This window comes from Stenotrophomonas sp. Steno-C15 (assembly GCF_056393265.1).
Genome location: NZ_JBWJPF010000038.1, coordinates 1 through 22,786, shown reverse-complemented (window position 1 = coordinate 22,786; position 22,786 = coordinate 1). Strand labels below are relative to the sequence as shown.

General features: G+C 67.7%; 20 protein-coding genes, 1 pseudogene and 1 riboswitch. Of the genes and pseudogenes, 8 read left to right on the top strand and 13 right to left on the bottom strand.

Translation table 11 applies throughout. The features are described 5' to 3' along the window. Positions 1 to 43 precede the first annotated feature (43 nt). Together AC06FB_RS18235 and AC06FB_RS18230 are read right to left on the bottom strand one after the other, a co-directional pair. The gene (locus tag AC06FB_RS18235) at positions 44 to 433 is read right to left on the bottom strand and encodes a hypothetical protein (protein WP_128988008.1); all 390 of its coding nucleotides are present in this window, start codon (positions 431 to 433) and stop codon (positions 44 to 46) included. A 112-nt stretch (positions 434 to 545) separates the two neighbouring features. Then, a complete protein-coding gene (locus AC06FB_RS18230) occupies positions 546 to 1,772 on the bottom strand; it encodes a multidrug effflux MFS transporter (protein ID WP_262218602.1) in 1,227 nt (408 codons plus the stop codon). 301 nt (positions 1,773 to 2,073) lie between these two features. Further along, a riboswitch (glycine riboswitch) is annotated at positions 2,074 to 2,176 on the top strand. Positions 2,177 to 2,238: 62 nt separating this feature from the next. Between AC06FB_RS18230 and gcvP the strand changes: the two genes are divergently transcribed. Continuing rightward, positions 2,239 to 5,106: an aminomethyl-transferring glycine dehydrogenase gene (gene gcvP, locus AC06FB_RS18225; protein WP_262218601.1), complete on the top strand. Its 2,868-nt coding sequence runs from the start codon at positions 2,239 to 2,241 to the stop codon at positions 5,104 to 5,106. Positions 5,107 to 5,189: 83 nt separating this feature from the next. Here the strand turns inward: gcvP and AC06FB_RS18220 are convergent, their stop codons facing one another. From AC06FB_RS18220 to AC06FB_RS18210, 3 genes are all read right to left on the bottom strand, one after another. Then, positions 5,190 to 5,600, bottom strand: a complete 411-nt coding sequence (locus tag AC06FB_RS18220; protein ID WP_053519027.1) for a VOC family protein — start codon at positions 5,598 to 5,600, stop codon at positions 5,190 to 5,192. A gap of 100 nt (positions 5,601 to 5,700) precedes the next feature. After that, on the bottom strand, positions 5,701 to 7,071 hold the full coding sequence (locus AC06FB_RS18215; RefSeq protein WP_262218600.1) for an amino acid permease: 1,371 nt from the start codon (positions 7,069 to 7,071) through the stop codon (positions 5,701 to 5,703). An 82-nt stretch (positions 7,072 to 7,153) separates the two neighbouring features. Next, entirely contained in the window at positions 7,154 to 7,864 is a 711-nt protein-coding gene (locus tag AC06FB_RS18210) for an AraC family transcriptional regulator (protein WP_053519032.1), read from the bottom strand. Between the two features lie 113 nt (positions 7,865 to 7,977). On the opposite strand from AC06FB_RS18210, the gene AC06FB_RS18205 reads away from it, so the two are divergent. Continuing rightward, the gene (locus tag AC06FB_RS18205) at positions 7,978 to 10,068 is read left to right on the top strand and encodes a catalase (RefSeq protein WP_262218599.1); all 2,091 of its coding nucleotides are present in this window, start codon (positions 7,978 to 7,980) and stop codon (positions 10,066 to 10,068) included. A gap of 35 nt (positions 10,069 to 10,103) precedes the next feature. Then, positions 10,104 to 10,526, top strand: a complete 423-nt coding sequence (locus tag AC06FB_RS18200; RefSeq protein WP_262218598.1) for a hypothetical protein — start codon at positions 10,104 to 10,106, stop codon at positions 10,524 to 10,526. A 100-nt stretch (positions 10,527 to 10,626) separates the two neighbouring features. Here the strand turns inward: AC06FB_RS18200 and AC06FB_RS18195 are convergent, their stop codons facing one another. Next, entirely contained in the window at positions 10,627 to 11,418 is a 792-nt protein-coding gene (locus tag AC06FB_RS18195) for a hypothetical protein (RefSeq protein WP_262218597.1), read from the bottom strand. A gap of 108 nt (positions 11,419 to 11,526) precedes the next feature. Here AC06FB_RS18195 and AC06FB_RS18190 point away from each other — a divergent pair, with 108 nt between their 5' ends. Further along, positions 11,527 to 12,318, top strand: a complete 792-nt coding sequence (locus tag AC06FB_RS18190; RefSeq protein WP_128988004.1) for a hypothetical protein — start codon at positions 11,527 to 11,529, stop codon at positions 12,316 to 12,318. Positions 12,319 to 12,373: 55 nt separating this feature from the next. On the opposite strand, the gene AC06FB_RS18185 is transcribed toward AC06FB_RS18190, so the two are convergent. Further along, the gene (locus AC06FB_RS18185) at positions 12,374 to 14,500 is read right to left on the bottom strand and encodes a methyl-accepting chemotaxis protein (protein WP_478053963.1); all 2,127 of its coding nucleotides are present in this window, start codon (positions 14,498 to 14,500) and stop codon (positions 12,374 to 12,376) included. 235 nt (positions 14,501 to 14,735) lie between these two features. Here AC06FB_RS18185 and AC06FB_RS18180 point away from each other — a divergent pair, with 235 nt between their 5' ends. Both AC06FB_RS18180 and AC06FB_RS18175 read left to right on the top strand, forming a co-directional pair. Then, on the top strand, positions 14,736 to 15,695 hold the full coding sequence (locus AC06FB_RS18180; RefSeq protein WP_478053962.1) for a L,D-transpeptidase family protein: 960 nt from the start codon (positions 14,736 to 14,738) through the stop codon (positions 15,693 to 15,695). Between the two features lie 4 nt (positions 15,696 to 15,699). Next, positions 15,700 to 16,341, top strand: a complete 642-nt coding sequence (locus AC06FB_RS18175) for a M23 family metallopeptidase (RefSeq protein WP_065182645.1) — start codon at positions 15,700 to 15,702, stop codon at positions 16,339 to 16,341. 106 nt (positions 16,342 to 16,447) lie between these two features. On the opposite strand, the pseudogene AC06FB_RS18170 reads toward AC06FB_RS18175, so the two are convergent. From AC06FB_RS18170 to hflK, 6 genes and pseudogenes are all read right to left on the bottom strand, one after another. Further along, positions 16,448 to 16,710 (bottom strand): annotated as a pseudogene (locus tag AC06FB_RS18170) (hypothetical protein); the annotation flags it as partial. A gap of 72 nt (positions 16,711 to 16,782) precedes the next feature. Continuing rightward, positions 16,783 to 17,139, bottom strand: coding sequence for a hypothetical protein (locus AC06FB_RS18165; protein ID WP_262218594.1), 357 nt, complete (start codon positions 17,137 to 17,139; stop codon positions 16,783 to 16,785). A gap of 150 nt (positions 17,140 to 17,289) precedes the next feature. Further along, positions 17,290 to 18,582 (bottom strand): adenylosuccinate synthase, encoded by a 1,293-nt coding sequence (locus tag AC06FB_RS18160; protein ID WP_053518619.1) that lies wholly within the window; start codon positions 18,580 to 18,582, stop codon positions 17,290 to 17,292. 276 nt (positions 18,583 to 18,858) lie between these two features. Beyond that, complete coding sequence (locus AC06FB_RS18155; protein WP_053518621.1) at positions 18,859 to 19,044, bottom strand: DUF2065 domain-containing protein; 186 nt, start codon at positions 19,042 to 19,044, stop codon at positions 18,859 to 18,861. A gap of 65 nt (positions 19,045 to 19,109) precedes the next feature. Beyond that, on the bottom strand, positions 19,110 to 19,973 hold the full coding sequence (gene hflC / locus AC06FB_RS18150) for a protease modulator HflC (protein ID WP_053518623.1): 864 nt from the start codon (positions 19,971 to 19,973) through the stop codon (positions 19,110 to 19,112). After that, the gene (hflK, locus tag AC06FB_RS18145) at positions 19,970 to 21,103 is read right to left on the bottom strand and encodes an FtsH protease activity modulator HflK (protein ID WP_053518625.1); all 1,134 of its coding nucleotides are present in this window, start codon (positions 21,101 to 21,103) and stop codon (positions 19,970 to 19,972) included. The genes hflC and hflK overlap by 4 nt, the downstream gene beginning before the upstream one ends. Positions 21,104 to 21,254: 151 nt before the next feature. On the opposite strand from hflK, the gene AC06FB_RS18140 reads away from it, so the two are divergent. Next, complete coding sequence (locus AC06FB_RS18140) at positions 21,255 to 22,250, top strand: YhdH/YhfP family quinone oxidoreductase (protein ID WP_053518628.1); 996 nt, start codon at positions 21,255 to 21,257, stop codon at positions 22,248 to 22,250. A gap of 88 nt (positions 22,251 to 22,338) precedes the next feature. After that, complete coding sequence (gene pilH / locus AC06FB_RS18135; protein WP_053518630.1) at positions 22,339 to 22,710, top strand: twitching motility response regulator PilH; 372 nt, start codon at positions 22,339 to 22,341, stop codon at positions 22,708 to 22,710. The last annotated feature ends 76 nt before the right edge of the window (positions 22,711 to 22,786 follow it).

Genomic DNA, 22,786 nt, shown 5'->3' with positions numbered 1-22,786 from the left:
CGGCCTTGATCGCACCGCTGCGTTCGCCGGGCATGGCCCGGCGCTACCCCTTCTTCGCGGCTAGCTGCGCGGCCAGCGCGGATTTGAATTCCTCGAACGTCTGCCCTTGTGCCTGCGCTTCGGCCTGCGCGGCGTCGCGCAGCGCGTCGGAGTACATCAGTCGCACCGGGGTGCCGCTGCGCTCATGCAGCTCGCCCGCCTGCATGATCATCGCCAGCACGTGTGCCGCGCTGTGGGTCTGCCCGGCAATGCGGCCATCCATGCCCAGTACCCACTCGCCGTCGCGACGGACGATACCGGCCAGCAGGGTGCGCTGCGGGTCGCGCAGCTCGGCGTGCGGCTCCACGGGCGAAGCCTGCGCAGCGGCGCGGCTGGCGGCCTGCGCTTCCTTGCGGCGGCGCTGGTCGCGGCGGATCTTGGAGGAGATGGACATGGGCGCTACCGCTGCGTGGGGGGCGCAAGGATAACGCACCCCGGCCGTTGCGCCGCTTCACGTCGCCTGGCGCGCGCCGCGACGCAGCCCGCGAGCCGTCGCCGCCGTGGGCTCACGCCTCCGTGCAGGTCGCCCGGGCGGTGCGCTCGCGCAGATGCTCCCAGTACCAGAACACAAACCCGGCGGCGAAGAAGCCGGCCTGGCCCAGCGCCAGATGCAGCGGGCTGGCACTGAGCAGGGGCGACACGACGCCGGCCACCACGGTGCTGACCATCAGCTGCGCGAAGGCCTGCAGCGACGAGGCCAGGCCGCGCTGGTGCGGATACATGTCGAGCACGGCCAGCGCCAGGATCGGGAAGATCAGCGCCATGCCCATGCCGCCCAGGAAAATGGGCAGTACCGCCCACGGCAGCGCGACCTGCGGCGCCAGCACCACGTAGCCGACGTTGAGCAGTGTCGACAGCGCGCACAGGGAGAAGCCGATGGTCACCTGCCGGGTCGGCGTGGTGTGCCCGGCCATGCGCCCGGACAGGAACGCGCCGGCCGTCATGCCACCGATGGTGGGAATGAACAGCCAGGCGAAGTCGCCTTCGCCCAGATGCAGGTGCTGCATCACGAACACCGGCGCGGACGCGATGTACAGGAAAATGCCGCCGAAGCCGATGCTGCCGGCCAGTGCCAGGCGCAGGAAACGCGGGTTGAAGCCGATGCGCACATAGTCACGCAGCAATGCGCGCGGCGACAGCGGTACCCGCGCCTCCGGCGGATGCGTTTCCGGCAGGAAGCGCGCGGTGGCCACCAGCAGCACCAGCGAGAACACCACGAGGAACCAGAAGATCAGCGGCCAGCCGGCACCGCTGAGCAGAATCCAGCCACCGATGATCGGGGCGATGGCCGGCGCGATGCCGAACAGCATCGAGACCTGGCTCATCAACCGCTGGGCGTCATGGCCGTGGTACAGGTCACGGATCACCGCGCGGCCGACGATCATGCCCACGCCCGCCGACAGGCCCTGCAGCGCGCGGAACGCCAGCAGGGTCGGCAGGTCAGTGGACAGCGCGCAGCCGACCGAGGCCCCGGCAAACACCACCAGGCCGCCGAGAATCACCCGCTTGCGGCCCCAGGCATCGGACAGCGGCCCGTGCGCCAGGCTCATCAGGCCATAGAACAGCAGGTAGACGCTGATGGTCTGCTGGACGGCCACCTCATCCACCGACAGGCGCTGGGCCAGCTGCGGGAAGGCCGGGAAAATGGTGTCGATGGAGAACGGGCCGAACATGGCCAGGCCCGCGAGCAGCAGGGCCATGCGACGGGTGGACGGAGCAACAGCGGCGGTCATGTGAACGGTGTCCGGCAAGGCCATGCGCGGCACGCACGGCGGGCGCCGGTCCCGCTGCAGCAGGGACGGCGCCAGATGAATTCGGGTATCCGCCCATCATAGGCGGGGAATGCGCCCGATGCCATGCAGCACCGCACAAAACGCACGCCCCGGGCCATCGGCCATTCAGGCGCCGGCCCTGCCCGGGCGGCCCCGGCAGCAGGCCATAACCGGCTATAATCGGCGGGCAACACGGTGGGAGAAGCGGAACACCGCTGCCGAAGGCGCAACGCCCGTAATCGCTCAGGCCCGATACCACCCGCAACACAACTCTGGAGAGACCGGTTCGATCCGGCGCCGAAGGGGCACGAAGCTGCGGCCAGCCGCGCTTCCAAACTCTCAGGCAAAAGGACAGAGGGGCGCCCCGCAGCCCGCCATCCGGCGGCTTGTGCCCGTGCGTGTGCCCTTTCCTGACGGATCCTTCGCCATGTCCCAGAACACCCCTTCCCTGCGTGAGCTCGAGCACCACAGTGCGTTCGTCGAGCGCCATATCGGCCCCAACGACGCCGAGATCGCGCAGATGCTCGACGTCGTCGGCCACGCGTCGCTGGATGCGATGACCGATGCCATCGTGCCGGCCAAGATCAAGTCGCCGGCAGCGCTGGCGCTGCCGGAGTCGATCACCGAAGTGGAGGCGCTGGCGAAGATCCGCGCGATCGCCGACAAGAACACCGTGCTGCGCAGCTTCATCGGCCAGGGGTATTACGGCACCCACACGCCGAACGTGATCCTGCGCAACATCCTGGAAAACCCGGCCTGGTACACCGCCTACACCCCGTACCAGGCAGAGATCTCGCAGGGCCGCATGGAAGCGCTGATCAACTTCCAGACCCTGTGCGCCGACCTGACCGGCATGGAGATCGCCAACGCCTCGCTGCTGGACGAAGCCACCGCAGCGGCCGAAGCGATGACCCTGGCCAAGCGTTCGGCCAAGTCGAAGTCGGACACCTTCTTCGTGCATGATGCCGTGCACCCGCAGACCCTGGAGCTGCTGCGCACCCGCGCCGAGCCCATGGGCATCGTGCTGCGCGTCGGCACCCCGGCCGAAGCGCTGGAAGCGGACAGCTTCGGCGTGCTGCTGCAGTACCCGGATACGTTCGGCCAGGTGGCCGACTACCGGGCACTGGTCGAGGCCGTGCATGCACGCGGCGGCCTGGTCGCCGTGGCCACCGATCTGCTGGCGCTGACCCTGCTCGCCGCACCGGGCGAATGGGGCGCGGACATCGTGGTCGGCAACAGCCAGCGTTTCGGCGTGCCGTTCGGCTTCGGTGGCCCGCACGCGGCGTTCATGGCCTGCCGCGATGCCTACAAGCGCTCGATGCCCGGCCGCCTGATCGGCGTCTCGATCGATGCGCAGGGCAACCCGGCCTACCGCCTGACCCTGCAAACCCGCGAGCAGCATATCCGCCGCGAGAAGGCCACCTCCAACATCTGTACCGCACAGGTCCTGCTGGCGGTGATGGCCTCGATGTACGCCGTCTACCACGGTCCGGAAGGCCTGACCCGCATCGCCCGCCGCACGCACCGCCTGGCCGCGATCCTGGCCGCCGCACTGCGCAAGGCCGGCGTGCAGGTTGCTGGCGACTTCTTCGACACCCTGCACGTCACCGGTGTGCGCGCCGATGAGATCCACGCCAAGGCGCGCGCCGCCGGCTACAACCTGCGCGCGATCGACAGCGACTCGGTCGGCATCAGCCTGGACGAGACCGCCACCCGCGCCGATGTGGTTGCGCTGGCCGCCGTCTTCGGTGCCCAAGCCGATGTGGATGCGCTGGATGCCAGCACCGCCGACGCGCTGCCGGCCGGGCTGCTGCGCCAGTCCGCGTTCCTGACCCATCCGGTGTTCAACACGCACCACAGCGAGCACGAACTGCTGCGCTACCTGCGTTCACTGGCCGACAAGGACCTGGCGATGGACCGCACGATGATCCCGCTGGGCTCGTGCACCATGAAGCTCAACGCCACCGCCGAGATGATCCCGGTGACCTGGCCGGAGTTCTCGCAGATCCATCCGCTGGTGCCGGCCGACCAGGCACTGGGCTACAAGGAACTGATCGAGTCGCTGGAAGCGATGCTGGTCGAATGCACCGGCTACGATGCGGTCAGCCTGCAGCCGAACTCGGGTGCACAGGGCGAGTACGCCGGCCTGCTGGCGATCCGCGCCTACCACCGCTCGCGTGGTGAGGAGCATCGCGACATCTGCCTGATTCCGGATTCGGCCCACGGTACCAACCCGGCCTCGGCACAGATGTGCGGCATGAAGGTGGTGGTCACCAAGACCGATGCCAACGGCAACGTCGATGTCGAGGACATCCGCCTCAACGCCGAGAAGTACAGCGACCGCCTGGCCGCGATCATGATGACCTACCCGTCCACGCACGGCGTGTTCGAGGAGGAGGTGGTCGAGATCTGCGAGATCATCCACAAGCACGGCGGCCAGGTGTACACCGACGGTGCCAACATGAACGCCCTGGTCGGCGTGGCCAAGCCGGGCAAGTGGGGTTCGGACGTTTCCCACCTGAACCTGCACAAGACCTTCTGCATCCCGCACGGCGGCGGCGGCCCGGGCGTCGGCCCGTGCGCGGTCAAGGCGCACCTGGCCCCGTTCCTGCCGGGCAAGCTGGGTGACAACGGCCCCGTCGGCATGGTCAGCGCCGCCAGCTTCGGCAGCGCCTCGATCCTGCCGATCAGCTGGATGTACATCGCGATGATGGGCCGCGAAGGCCTGCGCAAGGCGACCCAGGTCGCGCAGCTCAATGCCAACTACATCGCCAAGCGCCTGGCGCCGCACTTCAGGACGCTGTACACCGGCCGCAACGGCCTGGTGGCGCATGAGTGCATCCTCGATGTGCGCCCGCTGGAGAAGAGCAGCGGCATCGGCGCCGAGGACGTGGCCAAGCGCCTGATCGACTTCGGCTTCCACGCGCCGACGCTGAGCTTCCCGGTGGCCGGCACGCTGATGGTCGAGCCCACCGAAAGCGAGTCGCTGCATGAGCTGGACCGCTTCATCGACGCCATGATCCAGATCCGCGAGGAAATCCGTGCGATCGAGGATGGCCGCCTGGACCGCGAGGACAATCCGCTGAAGAACGCGCCGCACACCGCCACCGCGGTGACGGCCAGCGAGTGGACCCACGTCTACCCGCGCGAGCTGGCCGCCTTCCCGCTGCCCAGCCTGAAGCTGCAGAAGTACTGGCCGCCGGTGGCCCGCGTCGACAACGTCTACGGCGACAAGAACGTGATGTGCGCCTGCATCCCGGTCGACGCCTACAAGGACGATGAAGTCGAAGCGTGATTGACGGAACGGCCCGCGCAAGCGGGCCGTTTTCGTTTACGGTAGCGCCGGGCCATGCCCGACGAGCGCAGCGGCTGAACCGATCACGGATCCGGCATCTGCCCCAGGCTCAACTGCCAGGACACACCGAACCGGTCCTGCACCCAGCCGTAGCGATTGCTGAAATCGTAGTCGCCCACCGGCATCAGCCAGTGCCCGCCCTCGCCCAGCACGCGCGCCGCGCGCTCGAACTGTTCGGCGCCACCGCACTCGACGAACAGCGAGATCGACGGACTGAAGGTGAAGTCGTGCACATCCAGGCTGTCGAAGCACAGATAGTTGGTGCCGCCGAGCATGAAGGTCGCCTGCCGCACCTGGCCGGGCACTCCCGCCCCTGCGCCGTCGGGATGGCGTTGCAGGGCAAGCAGCCGGAAATCGGCGAACGCCTCGGCGTACAGGGCCAGGGCCGCCTCGGCCTGGCCGGTGAACATCAGGAACGGACGACTGCGCAGCATGGGGTGCTCCAGTTCAGCGGGCCGATGACGGCCCCGCGAACAGGATGGCACGCGGGATGTATGCCCGCTGTAGAGCCGAGCCCACGCTCGGCTGTACGGATCAGGCCTCGCGCATGCGGCGCGCGATGGCACTGCCGGCCGCGATCGTGGCGGTCAGGGCCACCATCGACAGGAACTGCAGGCGCGTATGCGCCTCGCTCAGCAGCAGGCCGAAGATCAGTGCCAGGATCGCCAGGGCGCAGCAGGTCAGCCACGGGAAACCGGCCATGCGGAACGGCAGGCGCGAGCCGAGGCGGTCCGCACGGCGGCGCAGCACCAGTTGAGAAAGCAGCGACAGCGTCCACACCAGCAGGCAGGTCGAGCCAACGATGTTCAGCAGTACCGGCAGCACCTTGTCCGGGAACAGCAGTTCCATCACCGTCGCGGCAAACCCGAACAGCACGCTGGCCAGAACGGCGATCACCGGCACCTGCCGCGGGTCGGTCCAGCCCAGCACGGCCGGTGCCTCGCGGCGCTGCGCCAGCGAATACATCATCCGCGACGCGCCGTAGAGGTTGGCGTTGAGGGCCGACAGCAGGGCGATCACTGCGATCAGCGTGATGGCCGTGCCCGCCCCCGGAATGCGGGCCGCATCCAGCACCGCGGCGAACGGCGACTTCAGCGCTTCGCTGGTCCACGGCACCACGGCGATGATCACGCTCAGCGAGCCGATGTAGAACACCAGGATGCGCCAGGCCACGGTGCGGATGGCGCGGGCGATGCTGCGCTCGGGATCCTCGGTCTCGGCCGCGGCAACGGCCACGATCTCGGTGCCGCCGAAGGCGAACACCACCACCAGCAGGGCTGCGCCGATACCGGCCAGGCCCTGCGGTGCAAAACCGCCGTGTGCGGTGAAGTTGCTCAGTCCCGGAGAGGACACCTGCGGTAGCCAGCCCATCAGCAGCGCGAAACCGATGGCGATGAACGCCAGGATCGCCACCACCTTGAGAATGGCGAACCAGAACTCGAACTCACCGAAATTCCTGACCCCCAGCAGGTTGATCGCGGTGAAGAACAGCATGAACGCCAGGGCGGCCATCGGCACCGGAATGGCAGGCCAGACCGTGGCCAGCAGGCCCGCCGCTCCCACGGCCTCGGCGGCGATCACGATCACCAGCTGTACCCACCAGAGCCAGCCGACAGTGGCCCCTGCCGTGGCGCCCATGGCGTCGGCGGCATAGACCGAGAACGCGCCGCTGGTCGGCTTGGCCGCCGCCATTTCGCCCAGTGCGTTCATCACGATGATCACCAGTGCGCCGGCCACCAGGTACGACACCAGCACCGCCGGGCCGGCCGCCTGTACGCCCACACCGGACCCCAGGAACAGGCCCGCGCCGATGGCGCTGCCCAACCCCATCATGATCAGCTGGCGTGGCTTGAGCGAATGGCCCAGGCGGGAGGGCGAGGCAGGCGTAACGGGGCTGGCGGGCATCGGCAGGAGTGGGCGGCGGCTACAGGGGCGTCACCTTACCCTGTCCCGCACCTGTGGGGATAGGCACAGTGCAGCAGGCCGCTCAGGCCAGCGCCGGCTCGCCGATGCGGGCGCGGTAGGCGCGCGGCGAGAAACCGGTTTCGGCCTTGAACTTGCGGGTGAACGCGCTCTGGTCACTGAACCCGCAGGCCTGGCCGATGCAGGCGATGCTGTCGTCGCCATGCAGCAGATGCATGGCCATCTGGATCCGCAGCCGCGTCAGCACCTGCTGCGGGGTCATCTGGAACACCTTGCGGAAGCTGCGCTCCAGCTTGGACAGCGAGAACCCGGTGATGTCCAGCAACGTCTGCATGCGCACGTTCTCGGCGTAGTGCGCGTTGAGATGGGCCAGGGCCAGCCGCAGCTGCTCGTACTGGGTGCCCAGGCTGTCCTTCTGGCCCAGGTCGCGCGAGATGCCGATCAGGCCCTCGATGCTGCCGTCGACCACCAGCGGCCGCTTGCAGGTCAGGCACCAGCCCGGCTCGCGGTTGGCGAACAGGTGCAGCTCCATCAGGTTCTCGATCACCTCGCCGGACAGCACGCGTGCGTCCTGGTCGACGTAGTCCGCACTGAGGCCGGTCGGGTAGATCTCGGCCGCGGTACGCCCGATCACGTCCTTGCGCGCGCGCAGGCCCAGCCGCCGCAGCATGGTCTGGTTGACGTGGGTGTAACGGCCCTGGCGGTCCTTTATGAAGAACAGCACGTCCGGGATGGCGTCGAACAGGGCTTCGATGTCGGCAGGCTCGACTCGCATGCGCCAAGCATAGCCGAGGCGCCCTTGTCCGCGCGATCACCTGCGCGGGACCGGGGCTTAACGTCTGGCGCGCGAGGGTAGAGGTTGACTTCCCCGCTACAGGACCTGGACCCATGGCCGCCAGCAAGCCCACCGGCAAGCGCGCACCCGCCCCCTCCCCCGACCATCGCCGTGGCGACGGCGACGAACTGCACCTGCACGCCAGCGGCACGCACCCCCCGATGACCACGGCCCAGGGCATCCCCGTCGCCGACAACCAGAACTCGCTGCGCCAGGGCCCACGAGGCCCCACCCTGCTGGAGGATTTCATCCTCCGCGAGAAGATCACCCACTTCGACCATGAGCGCATCCCGGAGCGCATCGTGCATGCCCGCGGCAGCGCCGCCCACGGCTATTTCGAACTCACTCACTCGCTGGCCAAGTACACCCGTGCACGCATCCTTGGCGAAGTCGGAAAGAAGACTCCGGTGTTCACCCGCTTTTCCACCGTGGCCGGCGGTGCCGGGTCGGTCGACACCCCCCGCGACGTGCGGGGTTTCGCGGTGAAGTTCTACACCCCTGAAGGCAACTGGGACCTGGTGGGCAACAACATCCCGGTGTTCTTCATCCAGGACGCAATGAAGTTTCCCGACCTGGTGCATGCGGTGAAGATGGAACCGGACCGCGCGTTCCCGCAGGCAGCGAGCGCGCACGACACGTTCTGGGACTTCATTTCGTTGATGCCCGAATCGATGCACATGATCATGTGGGCGATGAGCGACCGCGCCATTCCACGCTCGCTGCGCATGATCGAAGGCTTCGGCGTGCACAGCTTCCGCCTGTTGAACGAGGCCGGCGACTCCACCTTCGTCAAATTCCACTGGCGGCCGAAGCTGGGCATCCAGTCCACGGTGTGGGACGAGGCGTTGAAGCTGCAGGCCGCGGACAACGATTTCCATCGGCGCGACCTGTTCGAGGCGATCGAGCGTGGCGACTTCCCCGAATGGGAACTGGCCGTGCAGCTGTTCACGGAAGAGGAGGCCGACGCATTTCCGTTCGATCACCTGGACCCGACCAAGATCATTCCCGAATCGCTGGTGCCGCTGAAGGTGATCGGGCGCATGGTGCTGGATCGCTGGCCGGACAACTTCTTCGCCGAAACCGAGCAGGTGGCCTTCTGCCCGGCCAACGTGCCGCCCGGCATCGACTTCAGCAACGACCCGCTGCTGCAGGGCCGGTTGTTCTCCTACCTGGATACCCAGCTGATCCGCCTGGGCGGGCCCAACTTCCACCAGATCCCGGTGAATGCGCCAAAGTGCCCGTTTGCCAACCACCAGCGCGATGGGCATATGCAGATGCAGGTGCCCAAGGGCCGCGTGGCCTACGACCCCAGTTCGCTGGAGGACGACAGCCCGCGCGAGACACCGGCCGGATTCCGCAGCCATGCCAGCGCGGATGACGGCCGCAAGGGGCGCACGCGTGCCGAGAGCTTCGCCGACCATTACAGCCAGGCACGGATGTTCTTCCGCAGCCTGGAAGCACCCGAGCAGGCCCATCTGGCCTCGGCGCTGGTGTTCGAGCTGTCCAAGGTGGAAACGCTGAAGGTGCGGGTGCGTACCGTCAGCCACCTGCGCAACATCGACGAAACCCTCGCGCAGCGGGTGGCGGAAGGACTGGCGCTGCCCGCCCTGCCCGACCCGGCGCCCACTGCTACGCCGGCACAGGACATGCCCCCCGCACCGGAAGTCCGCGTGATCGGCCGCAACAAACCCACCCTGCAAGGGCGCTGCATCGGCATCCTGTTTGATGAAGGCTCCGATGCCGGTGTCATCAGCAGCCTGCGCAAGGCCGCAGAGAAGGCCGGCGCCGCGGTGAAGCTGGTGGCTCCCAAGGTGGGCGGCGCCACCCTGAGCAACGGCAAGCTGCAAGCGGCCGACGGGCAACTGGCGGGGACTCCATCGGCGGTGTTCGATGCGGTCGCGATCGTGCTCAGCGAGGAGGCCGGCAAGCGGCTGTCCAGCGACAGTGCGGGGCTGGAATTTGCCAGCACCGCGTGGGCACACCTGAAGGCCATCGGCAGCGATGAAGGAGGCCGGGTGCTGCTCAAGGCGGCGCGCGTGGGCAAGGATGCAGGCATCGTCGACGCGGGCGATGCCGGCGCTTTCCTCGCCGTCGCCGCCACCCGCCAGTGGGCCCGCGAACCGAAGCTGCGGCAACTGGCCTGACGGCCTCACCCCCATCGCCTGCAAGGAGACGTGTCATGCCCCGTGGAGACAAATCCGCCTATACCGACAAGCAAAAGCGCCAGGCCGAACACATCGAGGAAAGCGAGCGCGAGCGTGGTGCCAGTGAGAGCACCGCCGAGCGCATCGCGTGGGCCACCGTGAACAAGCAGGATGGCGGAGGCAAGCGCAGTGGCAGTGCCCGCAAGGGCGCCAAGAAGACTGCGAAGAAGGCGGCGAAGAAGGCACCGGCAAAGAAGGCCGCAACGAAGAGCACTGCGGGAAAAGCACCGGCGAAGAAGGCCGCAAAGAAGACTGCCGCGAAGAAAGCGCCCGCGAAGAAGTCCACCGCCAGCACGCGCAGTGCAGCCGCAAAGAAGGCAGCGGCAACCCGGGCGGCAAAGAAGGCGGCACGCTCGACCGCCGCGAAGAAGGCGGCGCGCACCCGCGCAGGCGGTTGAGATGCACCCGGCAGCGCAGCGGGCACACGATGCCTGCGGCCCTGCACGGTGACGTGGCGCACGCCGGGCAGCATCAGCACCCGGCGGCGCCACGGCTCAGTCAATCGGCGGCCCGGCCCTTGGGCGCGGGTGCCGCCACGGCCACCGCCTGCAGCTTGCGCACCGCAGCGATCGGAATCGCTTCGGCCCGTCGCTGCTGCGGCCACCAGACGAACAGGAATGCGCTGCTGGAGCCCAGCAGGCGCGCGGTGCCGGGCAAGGGCGCCGCGTCGCCGTTCAACTGCAGGCGGATCACTTCCCCACGTCCCTCGTTGCGGATCTGCTGCCCCCGCACCTGCACGTAGTTGGCCGCGCCGATGGCCATGAAAGCGGCCACGGCCAGGGTCATCGCCGTCAGCGGCCGCAGACCTACGCCCTCCCAGCTGGTCAGTACCGAGCGCATGAGCACCGCCCGCCATGCCCAGTTGCGTGCGCGCAGTTGCTCGAGCTTGGCCGCATTGCGCATCCGTAGCGTTTCCGGCCAGCTCACCAGCAGCACCAGCAGCACGCCCGCAGCCAGCAGCAGTGCATAGGCCGGGTCACGGATGCCGGCCACCAGGAAATCGCTGGGCTGCAGGTAATCCAGAATCGACAGCTCGAATCCCCGGTAGAACCAGAAGCTGCACCACAGCCCCAGCAGCGACACCAGCAGATAGGCAGTGGTGAACAGCAGTGCCGGCTCACGGCGCATGCGGGACAGCGCCTGCATCACCGCCGAGTCATCATCACCACGGGTCAGCGGCAGCATCGACCAGTCGGTCGCTGCTTCCGGCTCCGGTGGCGCCGCAGCCACCTCGATGCCCTGCACCCGCGGCACATCGCCATAGGTCCCTTCCGGTTCCCTGTTGTCCATGCCCGCTCCCCTTTTCAGCGAGCATCGCCGAAAAAGGTGGCGCGCGGTAGACCACCGGCCTGCGGCATACTCCACGGTGCCGCAGGGCGCAGAGCGGAGGAAAGGGCCATGAAACGATGGACTGGCATGTTGGGGCTGCTGGCGTGGCTGTGCGCCGCGTCACCGGCCGTTTCCGGCAATGCGCGGGCTCCCGCCGCCCCAGCGGACGATGTGGGTACCGCGCAGGCCGTCGCACAGGCTGAAGCGCGTGGCCGGCAGATGTTCGAGCACGACCTGGCGGCCGAGCGCGCAACCGACGCCCTGCTCGAACAGGGCATGCGCGGCGACACCCGGGTAAGGGGCTGGATAACCGAACAGCGCGGCAGCCACTACGAAGTCAGCATGATCGGCGACGGCGCAGTGGTCCTGTATAGGGCCGCCACCGACGCGCAGGGAAGGATGACCGGCGCAACCGAGACTCTGGATGTTCCAGCGGCGCCAACGACCTACCAGGCCGGCGCTGCCGCCGCACGGGCGCTGGCGTTGAACAGCGCCTTCGACGCCTGCGCGCAGACCTACAACAGCGTGGTTCTTCCGGCGCCCGGTACGGCCGCCGATGCGTGGACGGTCTACCTGCTGCCCGCCACCACCGATCCTGCCGTAGTTCCGCTGGGCGGCACGCATCGTCTCGACATCGCCCACGGTCGGATCGTCTCCCGCCGCGCCTTCACCCACAGCTGCATCCAGCTGAAGCGTGCGCCACCCGGTGCGGCGATGTTCATCACCCATCTGCAGGACCCGACACCGACCGAGATCCATGTGTTCTGGAGCCTGTGGGCCCGCTCGCCGCTGTACGTCTCCACGGGTAAGGACGTGATCTGGAAGATCGAGGACGGCCGCATCCGCCGCATGCAGGACTGACCGGCCACCACGCGCGAACACGTGGCGGCCCGTGCCTTCAGGTGGCTGCCGACGGTCAGGCCGCGCGTGCTGCCACCGGGCGGACTGCACCGCTCTGCTCGATATGGAACACCGCGACCGACGCGGTCAGCGCATTGGCCTGCTCTTCCAGCGCGCGGCTGGCGGCAGTGGCTTCTTCCACCAGTGCGGCATTCTGCTGGGTCACCTGATCCATCTGCACCACCACCTGATTGACCTGTTCGATGCCGGCCGCCTGTTCCTTGCTCGCCGCAGCGATGTCACTCATCAGCTGGTTGGTGCGTGCGCTGGCCTGTGCCAAGCGGGCAATGGCCGCTTCCGACTCGACCGTGACCGCCAGACCGCTCTGAACCTTGCCTGCCGCCTCTTCGATGAGTTCCTTGATCTCCTTGGCGGCGATGCCCGCACGCTGCGCCAGCGTGCGCACTTCACTGGCGACCACGGCAAAGCCGCGGCCCTGCTCACCCGCGCGGGCAGCTTCCACCGCAGCGTTCAAGGCCAGGATGTTGGTCTGGAAGGCGATGCCATCGATGACCGTGGAGATTTCCGAGATGCGCGCCGAGGACTGATCGATCTCTCCCATCACAGACGCCATCTGTGCCATTGCCTGTTCGGTGGCCCGCACCGCCGCGCCGGCAGCGTGTGCCTCGCTGTCGGCCTGGCGGGCCAGCTCGGCATTCTGGCGGACGGTCGAGGTGAGTTCTTCCATCGATGCCGCCGCTTCTTCCAGGTTGGCGGCCTGCTGTTCGGTACGGCGGGACAGGTCGCTGTTGCCGGCGGCGAGCTCCTGCGCGGCAGTGTTGATGCTGTCGGCAGCGTCCTGGATGCCGCGCACGATGCCGGTCAGCTGGGCCGTGGTGGTGTTGGCATCGTCGCGCATGCGGGCGAACACACCGTCGTAGTGACCGTCCATGCGCGCAGTGAGGTCGCCCCCGGAGACCGCGCGCAGCACATCGGAGACGTCGGCGATGCTGGCCTGCGAACTGGCCATCATGCCGTTGAGCTGCTCGACCATCGCCCTGAACTGATACTGGAACGCACTGGCATCCCCACGCACGCTGAAATCTCCGGCGCGCGCCGCGCGGACCAGGTCGTCAATCTGGGTGTTGACTGCCAGCAGGCTCTGTTTCACTGCGGCCAGGGTGCGGGTCAGCGTACCCTTCTCGCCGAGATAGTCCGGAAGGTCGCGGCTGAGGTCGCCGATGGCATAGCGCTGCATGACCTCGGCCATCAGCAGTTCCACCTGCACGTGTGATTCCACCAGGCTGTTGGTGGCCTGCACCATGCGCCCGAAATCGCCCGGAAACGCACTGGCGTCCATGCGGTAGCGGATCGCACCCGCCTCGTGCTGCTCGGCCATGTGCATCTGCGCCCCGATGGCGGCCTGCACGCTCTGCCGCACGCTGGCCATCGCCTCACCCAGCCGGGTCAACTCGTCACGGCCGCCGAGGCGGAATTCCTGGTCCAGCTGGCCCTTGGACAGGCGCTCGGCCAGGTTCACCGCGCGTGCCAGCGGACCGGTCAGGCTGCGACCGATCATCACCGAGGCGGCAATGCCGACCAGCAGGGCCACGCCTCCCAGCACCAGCAACTGCAGCAGACTGCGTTCACCCAGGCGGATCGCCTCGGCGGCGGCCTCGCGGCTTTCCTTCTCTTCGAAGTCGACTCCCTCGGACAACGCCTTGTTCCAGCCGTTGGCCGCTTCCTGCACCGGCCCCAGGGTCAGTGCCACGGCAGCGGGGTAGTCGCCCTGCTCCATCAGTTCGCTGGTCTGCTTGTTGAGCGGGCGCGCAAGGGCGCGCTTGGCCGCGATGGTTTCAGCGATGGCCTTGCCCTCTGCATCGCCCGGCAGTGCCTGATAGGCGGACCAATCCGCCTCGTAGCGCTTGACCAGTTCGGCAATGCGCTTCTCGTCGCTGCCGCGGTCTTCGCCCTGGCGGATCAGCATTTCGCGGCGCACTACCATCATCTGGTTGTTGGCATCGAGCATCTGCGACAGCAGGCGTACCTTGGCCACACTGACGTCGACCACCTGCTGCATCGCGCGCTTCTGCACGACACTGGCGGTGGCGCCGGTGGCCACCACGGCCGCGACCAGCAGCAGCAACAGGCCAAAGCCCAGCCCAAGACGCCAGGCAACCCTGACATTCCTCAAGTAATCCATGGGTACATCCAAAACGGGGGGATGCGCCCGTATCGGCCGCGCCACCGGCAATCTTGATCGGCAACAAGCACGGGCGTCGGCAGCCGTTCACCTTGGTGAGGCCCCGCCCCGTACTTCTGCGACAAGGGCCTGAGCCACGCCGGGGCTGCCCTGCTCATGCCGGCATCAGGTTGCTTTCACGGAGGCTGCGCAGCCTCTGCGGGCAGGGTGGAGTTGCCATCTGCCGGAGATCTTCATGCCCGTGTACCGCCCCGCCCTGCTCGCCCTGTCCTTGCTGGTCTCGCCCGCCTTCGCGCAGGTACCGCCGCCGGCCCAGCTGCCGGAGCCCATTGCCGAGAAGGCCGTACCCGATACAGCAGCCCGCTCGCCGCTGCACGCCCAAGTGTTGCTGGATCGCGCCAATTTCTCCCCGGGCGAGATCGACGGTGAAGTCGGCAGCAACCAGCATCGGGCCGTGGCCGGCTTCCAGGCGGCACACGGCCTGACGGTGAGCGGAGAGCTGGACGACAGCACCTGGGAGGCTCTCCAGGCCGAGACGATCGCGCCGCTGGCCAGCTACACGCTGACGGCCGAGGATGTTGCCGGTCCGTTCCAGTCCATTCCCAAGAAACCCGCCGCACAGGCAAAGCTGAAGTCGCTGGGTTACAGCAGCGTCGAGGAAGCGCTCGGTGAACGCTTCCACGCGTCCCCTGCCCTTCTGAAGTTGCTCAACCCCGGCGTCGATCTGGCCAAGGCCGGCAGCCGTATCCAGGTGCCCAACATCGCCCCCGCGACATTGCCGAAGGCGGCGAAGATGGTGGTCGACAAGTCCGATTCCACTCTTCAGTTGCTGGATGCGCAGGGCAAGGTGATCGCACAGGTGCCGGTTTCGTCCGGCAGCCAGCACGATCCGCTGCCGATCGGTGAATGGAAGATTCTCGGCGTCCATCGCGACCCGCCGTTCCACTACAACCCCAAGCTGTTCTGGGATGCGCGCAAAGGCGAGAAGAAGGCCACGCTGCCGCCCGGTCCGAACAATCCGGTCGGCCGGGTCTGGATCGATCTGTCCAAACCCCACTATGGCCTGCACGGAACGCCGGTACCCGGGCATGTCGGCAAGACTGAATCGCATGGCTGCGTGCGCATGACCAACTGGGATGCACTGCGCGTGGCCGATGCGGTGGATACCTCCGTCCCCGTGGTTATGCAGGAGTGAGCCGATGCGACTTTCGCAGTTGATCGTGCTGGGCGTGCTGGTGGGTGTGGGAATGGGCTGGTGGCTGCGCCGCGATGCGGGTGAGCCAGTAGCGGTTGCCCGGCCTGCAGCACCACCTGCGGTGGCTGCGGCGCCGGAGGTTGCGGCTGCGACGCCGCGTGTGGGCGCTGCGGCTCCCACGGCGGTGCCGCCGTCCAGCGCCACCGATGCGGCAAGCGGCCTGCTGCTGCCGGTGCAGGGCGTACTGCCTTCGCAGCTGCGCGATACCTTCACCGATGCCCGCAGCGAAGGGCGCGTGCATGATGCAATCGACATCATGGCCGACGCAGGAACTCCGGTACTGGCAGTGGCCGATGGGACGGTGGAAAAGCTGTTCGACAGCAAGCGTGGGGGGCTGACGATCTACCAGTTCGAGCCGAGCGGGCACTGGTGCTACTACTACGCCCACCTGCAACGCTATGCCGATGGCCTGGCCGAAAAGCAGGTGATCAAGCGTGGCGAGGTGATTGGCTACGTAGGCAGCACCGGCAACGCCAGCGCCGAGGCCCCGCACCTGCATTTCGAAGTGCACGTGCTGGGGCCGGAGAAGCAGTGGTGGAAGGGGGAATCGATCAATCCGTACCCGCTGTTGCAGGCGGGAGGGTAGCGCGTGTGCCGCGTGGCAGAGCCAGTCGCAGTGATGCCCGATTTGGGCACGATCCTAGCCGTATTGGGTATCTGACAAGTACCCCGCCGGGCATGGCCCGGCGCTGCCGGCGTCGCCACCGCCGCAGCGCGATGCTGGCGGTCGCCAGCCCGCCACCAGCAAGCAGTAACAGCAGTGCCAGGGGCTGCCAGAAGAAGAACGGCCACAGACCTCCAGCACGGTCAGCCGCAGCCAGGAACGCCCGCGCGGACGTGCGTCGCCGCGCCTATAGCCGAAGTACGAGGCGGCAATTCCAGCGGACTCAACCGATTCCAGCGCGCGGGTGATGCCGGAGCCCGGCACGTCCGAACGCGCGCCAGCGTGGAAGTCAGTCTGAAGCGCGTGAACCCACCCGATACCTCGCCAGATGGCGAGGCCAGGCATCGCACATGCGGAAGGGCGTCAGGCCGGCCTGACTTCTCTGCAGACCGGCTCGGCAAGTTCGCGGCAGGCGAAGAACAGCCCTTCCACCCCACCTTCGTCCAGGTGCCTGCGCGGCGTCGCCATGGTGGCGCAACGGTTGGCCGCATGCAGCATCTCCACCGCGGTGAGGATGCCCACGGCCGCACGGTCGATCCGCGCCAAGGACTGACGTCGTCCGTCGGACAGGTTCTCCTCCGGCCACAACATGCCATCGGAGCCCTCGCCGTCACGGATGCGGGTGAGGCAGCCCTGGAACGTGCTGAGATCGTCGGCGGGATTGGCGTCGTCGTTGATGGGCTCAACAACATGGAACGGCGGGGTCTTGCGAGCGGCCATGGTGTCGGCTTCCGTGGCTGCACTTGACAGCGCAACCGCCGACAGATGAAACCGGCCCAAACTGAAGCGCCGCGACCCCACACGGAGTCGCGGCGCTCTTTTTTCAATTGAACAGCGTTACCACCACGCCGGACATGGCCCGGCGCTACCTCAGGCGAACGGATCCTGCAGGACCATGGTGTGGTCGCGATCGGGGCCGGTCGAGACGATGCTGATCGGGCAGCCCGCCAGCTCCTCCAGCGAACGCAGGTAGGCGCGTGCGGCCGGCGGCAGGTCATCCCATTGGGTGATGCCGTGGGTGTTCTCGCTCCAGCCCGGGAACTCCAGGTACACCGGGGTGCACTCTTCCCAGCCCTGCGCGTCCAGCGGTGCGTACTCGGTACGCTTGCCGCGGTATTCGTAGGCGATGCAGACCTTCAGCTTCTCCATGCCGTCCAGCACGTCCAGCTTGGTGATGCACAGGCCGCTGATGCCGTTGATGGCCACGGCGCGCTTGAGCGCGACGATATCCATCCAGCCGCAGCGACGCGGACGGCCGGTCGAGGCGCCGTACTCGGCACCGCGGTCGCGGATGCCCTGGCCGATCTCATCGTCCAGTTCGGTCGGGAACGGACCGCCGCCGACGCGGGTGGCATAGGCCTTGGCGATGCCCAGCACGTAGTCGATCGCATCGGCACCCACGCCGGCGCCGGCCAGTGCGCCGCCGACGGTGGTGTTGGAGCTGGTGACGTACGGATAGGTGCCGTGGTCGATGTCCAGCAGCGCGCCCTGCGCGCCTTCGAACAGCACGCGCTTACCCTGCTTGCGCAGGTCGTGCAGGATGCCGGCGACGTCGGACTTCATCGGCTCGACGTACTCGCCGAAGGCAAGTGCCTCGTCGTAGGTCTTCTGGAAGTCGATCGCGTCGGTGTTGAGGTACTTGGTCAGCACGAAGTTGTGGTAATCCAGCGCGGTGCGCAGGAGTTCTTCCAGCTGCTTGGGGTAATGCAGGTCGGCGATGCGGATGCCGCGACGTGCCACCTTGTCTTCGTAGGCCGGGCCGATGCCACGCCCGGTGGTGCCGATCGCCTTGCCGCCGGCAGCGCGTTCGCGCGCCTGGTCCAGGGCGATGTGGTACGGCATGATCAGCGGCGCGGCCGGGGAGATCTTCAGGCGCGAACGCACTTCCACGCCGGAGGTTTCCAGCTCGGCGATTTCCTTCTGCAGCGCGGCCGGCGAGATCACCACGCCGTTGCCGATCAGGCACAGTGCGTCGTCGCGCAGGATGCCGGACGGGATCAGGTGCAGGACGGTCTTCTTGCCGTTGATGACCAGCGTGTGGCCGGCATTGTGGCCGCCCTGGAAGCGCACGACCGCGCCGATTTCCTCAGTGAGCAGATCGACGATCTTGCCCTTGCCTTCATCGCCCCACTGGGCACCCAACACTACGACAGACTGACCCATGACGGGCTCCTCGATTTGTTGCGGCCATCGGGGCCGCGGACGGGTAAACCGTGGCGGGGGTGGCCAGCGCGGTCATGGCGGCTCCAAACGGGGAGCGGCCGGCGATGGATGGCCCAGACACGGAAAAAGCCGAACGGGGGAGGCCCGTCCGGCTTTTGTGCATTATCCGGGTTTCCGGGGTCGGGTGCCACCTTTCCGACGGACGGCTTCACCCAGCGGTCAGGGGCCCGAAACGGGGTCAGATCCCTTTCCTGCGGAAAGGAATATGACCCGCTGCTAATGCCGTGCCCACCACAGCAGGCTCAGGCCGGCCAGCAGGATCAGGCCGCCAAAGCTGCGCAGGGCCGGTCCAGGCAGGTCCAGCAGGCGCTCGGCCATGCGCTTCCAGGCCAGCGGGGCCGCGAACAGGAACAGGCCTTCCAGCACCGCGACCAGGCACACGGCCGCGAACAGGTCTTTCATCGGGAACTCCAGAAATGGCACGGGGCCCGGCATCTGGCCGGGCCCCGTGGGTAGTGCGTGCGACCTCAGCGATCGCTCTTGAGGTACTGCAGGAACGGGTCGTTCTTGTCGAGCACGATCACGCCGTTGCCGTCGGTCATGGAGCCACGGTAGGCCTCCAGGCTGCGGTAGAAGGCGTAGAACGCCGGATCGGCAGAACCGGCCTTGCCATAGATGCGCGCGGCATCGGCATCACCTTCACCGCGCAGGCGCTGGGCATCACGCTCGGCTTCGGCGATCAGCACGGTGCTGTCGCGGTCGGCCTGGGCGCGGATCGTCAGCGACTGTTCCTCGCCTTCGGCGCGCAGCTTGGCGGCCTCCTGCTTGCGCTGGGCGCGCATGCGCTCATACACGTCGTTGATGACCTGGCTGTCGGTCGGCAGATCGACCTGCTTGATGCGCAGATCGATCATCTGCATGCCCAGCCCCGCCACCGCCTCGTTGATCCCCTTCAGCTGCTCGGCGATCAGCTCGCTGCGGTCGCCGGACACCAGCTGCTGCAGGGTGCGCGAGTTGATCTGGTTGCGCAGCGAGTCGGTGATGATCGGTGCCAGGCGGGCATTGGCGATGCGCGGATCGCCGCCGGTGGCACGGAAGTAGTCACCCACGTTGGAGATGTAGCCGATCGCGAAGAAGTCGACGCTGACGTCCTTCTGCTCGGCGGTGAAGTAACGCGCAGGGGCGGTATCAAGCACCTGGAAGCGGCGGTCGAAGACCTTCACCGTTTCCACGATCGGCAGCTTGAAGTGCAGGCCCGGCTTGATGTCCGAGCGCACTACCTTGCCCAGGTTCAGGACCATGGCGGTCTGGTCCTCGCGGACCACGTACACCGAGCCCAGCAGGCCCAGCACCACCGCCACGATCACGGCGATCCAGATTGGACTCTTCATCGGCTGCCCTCCTCACGGCCGCTCGGTCGCCCGGTCGGGCGGCCCGTGGGCCGGCCCGGATCACGGGAAGGTTCCGCCGCCGTGGTACCCGGCAACGAAGGCATCACCACCTCCGGATTCGGCACGCCAGAGGCCGACGTCGCAGGACGGGTATCGCCGGTCATCGGCACATAGATCAGCTGGCGGCCATCGCCGCCGATCACCTTGCGGTTCTCGCTCAGCACCTGCTGCACCGTTTCCAGCCACAGGCGCTTGCGGGTCACGTCCGGCGCATCCTTGTACTGGGCCTGCAGCAGGCTGAAGCGCTGTGCATCACCCTCGGCCTTGGACACCACGGCCTGCTTGTAGCCTTCGGCAGTGGTACGGGCGCGCGAGGCCTGGCCTCGTGCTTCCGGCACGACCTTGGCAGCGTAGGCCTGGGCTTCGTTGATCAGGCGTTCCTTGACCTGCTGCGCACCGTTGACCTCGTCGAAGGCCGGCTTCACTTCCTCCGGCGGACGGGCGTCCTGCAGGGTCAGGCCGGTGACGGTCAGGCCGGTCTTGAACGCGCGCAGCAGCGCCTGCAGGCGCTCCTCGGCAGCCGCGGCCAGCGGGCCACGGTTGTTCAGCACGGCGTTGAGATCGGCACGGCCGACTTCCTCGCGCACGGCACTCTGGGCCGACTGTTCCAGCACCTGGTTGGCATCGACCGTGCCGAACAGGTACTGCTGCGGATCATCGATGCGGTACTGGACGTTCAACGACACGTTGACGATGTTCTCGTCGCGGGTCAGCACCGGAACCTGGATCGAGAAGGTCTTGATCTCGGTCGCGTTGACCTTGGTGACCGACTCGATCGGCCACGGCAGCTTGAAGTTCGGTCCGGGCTGCAGGATGCGCGAGAACTGGCCGAAGCGCAGCACCACGCCACGCTGCTGCTCGCCGATCAGCTGGAAGCTGGAGAACAGCACCAGCAGCACCAGGGCTGCCACCACCCAGCGGACGATGCCGCCATCGAACAGATCCTTCAACGGCCCGGGCAGCCCGCCCCAGCCACCACCATTGCCACCGCCGCGCGACCCGAACGGCCCGCGTCGATTGTCCTCGGGGCCTTGTCCGCCCTTGTTGCCGCCGGGTGTATTCCAGGCCATGCACGCTCCATCAAGATATGGGCTGCGGCGCGGGCCCTTCCCGCGGCGCCAGCCGTGAACCATCACCGATCATACAAGATGGGGCGGATCGGCAGGATCGAAAGGGGGCGAACGGGGTAAGGTGGCGTTTTCCTCGAAGTCAGGCACGCCGATGGTCCCCACCACCCCGTTCACCGCCTTCCGCATCGAAAGCGACGACGCCGGCTACCGCAGCGGACTGACCCGGCTGGGGGTCGACGACCTCAACCCCGGGCAGGTGCTGATCCGCGCCCGGTGGTCCTCGGTCAATTACAAGGACGCCCTGGCCGGCACCGGCAAGGGCCGGATCCTGCGCCGCTTCCCGCTGGTGGGCGGCATCGATGTGGCCGGTACGGTCGTGGCCTCCACCGACCCGGCCTGGCGCGAGGGCGACGCCGTGCTGGCCACCGGCTGCGGCCTGAGCGAAACCCGCGACGGCGGCTACAGCCAGTACGTGCGGCTGGAGTCGAGTGCGGTGATCGCGCAGCCGCCCGGGCTCAGCCCGCGCGAGGCGATGGTGCTGGGCACGGCCGGTTTCACCGCCGCGTTGGCGCTGCTGCGCCTGCAGGACAATCGGCAGACCCCGGATCTGGGCCCGCTGGCGGTGACCGGCGCCAGCGGTGGCGTGGGTGCCCTGGCGCTGTCGATCTTCAGCCGCGCCGGCTATACCGTGCACGCCGTCAGCGGCAAGCCGGAGCAGGCCCGCTTCCTGCGCGACATCGGCGCCAGCGAGGTTCTGCCACGCGAGGCGTTGGCCGATACCGGCCCGTTGCAGACCGGGCGCTTCGGCGGGGGCCTGGACAATGCCGGCGGCGACATGCTGGCCAGCCTGCTGGCGCAGACCGTGCCCTACGGCAGCGTGGTCAGCGCGGGCCTCGCCGCCAGCCCGAAGCTGGACATGACGGTGATGCCCTTCATCCTGCGTGGCGTATCGCTGTTGGGCGTTTCTTCGGCCAACGCGCCACGCGCCCTGCGCGAAACCGTCTGGGCGCGGTTGGGCGACGACTGGAAGCCGCAGCATCTGCAGCAGATCTGTACGGCGGAAGTCGGCCTGGAGGCGCTGCCGGAGGTGTTCGAGCGCATGCTGGCCGGCGGCTCGCTGGGACGCACGGTGGTACGGATCGACTGAACGTTGCAGGCAGGCGACGGACGGCAGGCGCCGCCCTCCCGCCGGTAATCCGCCCGCACTACACTGCGGGCATTACCTGGGGAACAACATGGCACGCATTCTGATCGTCGACGACTCACCGTCGCAGCTGTTGGGGATACAGCGCATCGTCGAGAAGCTCGGGCACCAGATCCTGACCGCCACAGATGGCGCCGCCGGGGTGGAAGCCGCCCGTGCCGAGCTGCCCGATCTGGTGCTGATGGACGTGGTCATGCCCAACCTCAACGGTTTCCAGGCGACCCGCACCCTCGCCCGCGACGAGGCGACCCGGCACATCCCGGTGATCCTGGTGACCACCAAGGACCAGGACACCGACCGTATGTGGGGCATGCGCCAGGGCGCCAAGGCCTACATCACCAAACCGTTCTCGGAAGATGAGCTGTCCGAGGTGCTGGAGCGGGTGTTCGCCGGGCAGGGCTGAAGCCGCAGCATGCGCGGGTAGCGGGGGGGGGGGGGGGGGGGGGGGGGGGGGGGGGGGGGGGGGGGGGGGGGGGGGG

What these genes read in the sequence shown, in the direction of transcription:
- AC06FB_RS18195 (WP_262218597.1), bottom strand. Translation starts at nt 11,418, where the DNA reads ATGGACAACAGGGAACCGGAAGGGACCTATGGCGATGTGCCGCGGGTG.
- pilH (WP_053518630.1), top strand. Translation starts at nt 22,339, where the DNA reads ATGGCACGCATTCTGATCGTCGACGACTCACCGTCGCAGCTGTTGGGG.
- AC06FB_RS18175 (WP_065182645.1), top strand. Translation starts at nt 15,700, where the DNA reads ATGCGACTTTCGCAGTTGATCGTGCTGGGCGTGCTGGTGGGTGTGGGA.
- gcvP (WP_262218601.1), top strand. Translation starts at nt 2,239, where the DNA reads ATGTCCCAGAACACCCCTTCCCTGCGTGAGCTCGAGCACCACAGTGCG.
- AC06FB_RS18220 (WP_053519027.1), bottom strand. Translation starts at nt 5,600, where the DNA reads ATGCTGCGCAGTCGTCCGTTCCTGATGTTCACCGGCCAGGCCGAGGCG.
- AC06FB_RS18200 (WP_262218598.1), top strand. Translation starts at nt 10,104, where the DNA reads ATGCCCCGTGGAGACAAATCCGCCTATACCGACAAGCAAAAGCGCCAG.
- AC06FB_RS18235 (WP_128988008.1), bottom strand. Translation starts at nt 433, where the DNA reads ATGTCCATCTCCTCCAAGATCCGCCGCGACCAGCGCCGCCGCAAGGAA.
- AC06FB_RS18140 (WP_053518628.1), top strand. Translation starts at nt 21,255, where the DNA reads ATGGTCCCCACCACCCCGTTCACCGCCTTCCGCATCGAAAGCGACGAC.
- hflK (WP_053518625.1), bottom strand. Translation starts at nt 21,103, where the DNA reads ATGGCCTGGAATACACCCGGCGGCAACAAGGGCGGACAAGGCCCCGAG.
- AC06FB_RS18155 (WP_053518621.1), bottom strand. Translation starts at nt 19,044, where the DNA reads ATGAAAGACCTGTTCGCGGCCGTGTGCCTGGTCGCGGTGCTGGAAGGC.
- AC06FB_RS18180 (WP_478053962.1), top strand. Translation starts at nt 14,736, where the DNA reads ATGCCCGTGTACCGCCCCGCCCTGCTCGCCCTGTCCTTGCTGGTCTCG.
- AC06FB_RS18230 (WP_262218602.1), bottom strand. Translation starts at nt 1,772, where the DNA reads ATGACCGCCGCTGTTGCTCCGTCCACCCGTCGCATGGCCCTGCTGCTC.
- AC06FB_RS18160 (WP_053518619.1), bottom strand. Translation starts at nt 18,582, where the DNA reads ATGGGTCAGTCTGTCGTAGTGTTGGGTGCCCAGTGGGGCGATGAAGGC.
- AC06FB_RS18185 (WP_478053963.1), bottom strand. Translation starts at nt 14,500, where the DNA reads ATGGATTACTTGAGGAATGTCAGGGTTGCCTGGCGTCTTGGGCTGGGC.
- AC06FB_RS18190 (WP_128988004.1), top strand. Translation starts at nt 11,527, where the DNA reads ATGAAACGATGGACTGGCATGTTGGGGCTGCTGGCGTGGCTGTGCGCC.
- AC06FB_RS18205 (WP_262218599.1), top strand. Translation starts at nt 7,978, where the DNA reads ATGGCCGCCAGCAAGCCCACCGGCAAGCGCGCACCCGCCCCCTCCCCC.
- hflC (WP_053518623.1), bottom strand. Translation starts at nt 19,973, where the DNA reads ATGAAGAGTCCAATCTGGATCGCCGTGATCGTGGCGGTGGTGCTGGGC.
- AC06FB_RS18210 (WP_053519032.1), bottom strand. Translation starts at nt 7,864, where the DNA reads ATGCGAGTCGAGCCTGCCGACATCGAAGCCCTGTTCGACGCCATCCCG.
- AC06FB_RS18215 (WP_262218600.1), bottom strand. Translation starts at nt 7,071, where the DNA reads ATGCCCGCCAGCCCCGTTACGCCTGCCTCGCCCTCCCGCCTGGGCCAT.
- AC06FB_RS18165 (WP_262218594.1), bottom strand. Translation starts at nt 17,139, where the DNA reads ATGGCCGCTCGCAAGACCCCGCCGTTCCATGTTGTTGAGCCCATCAAC.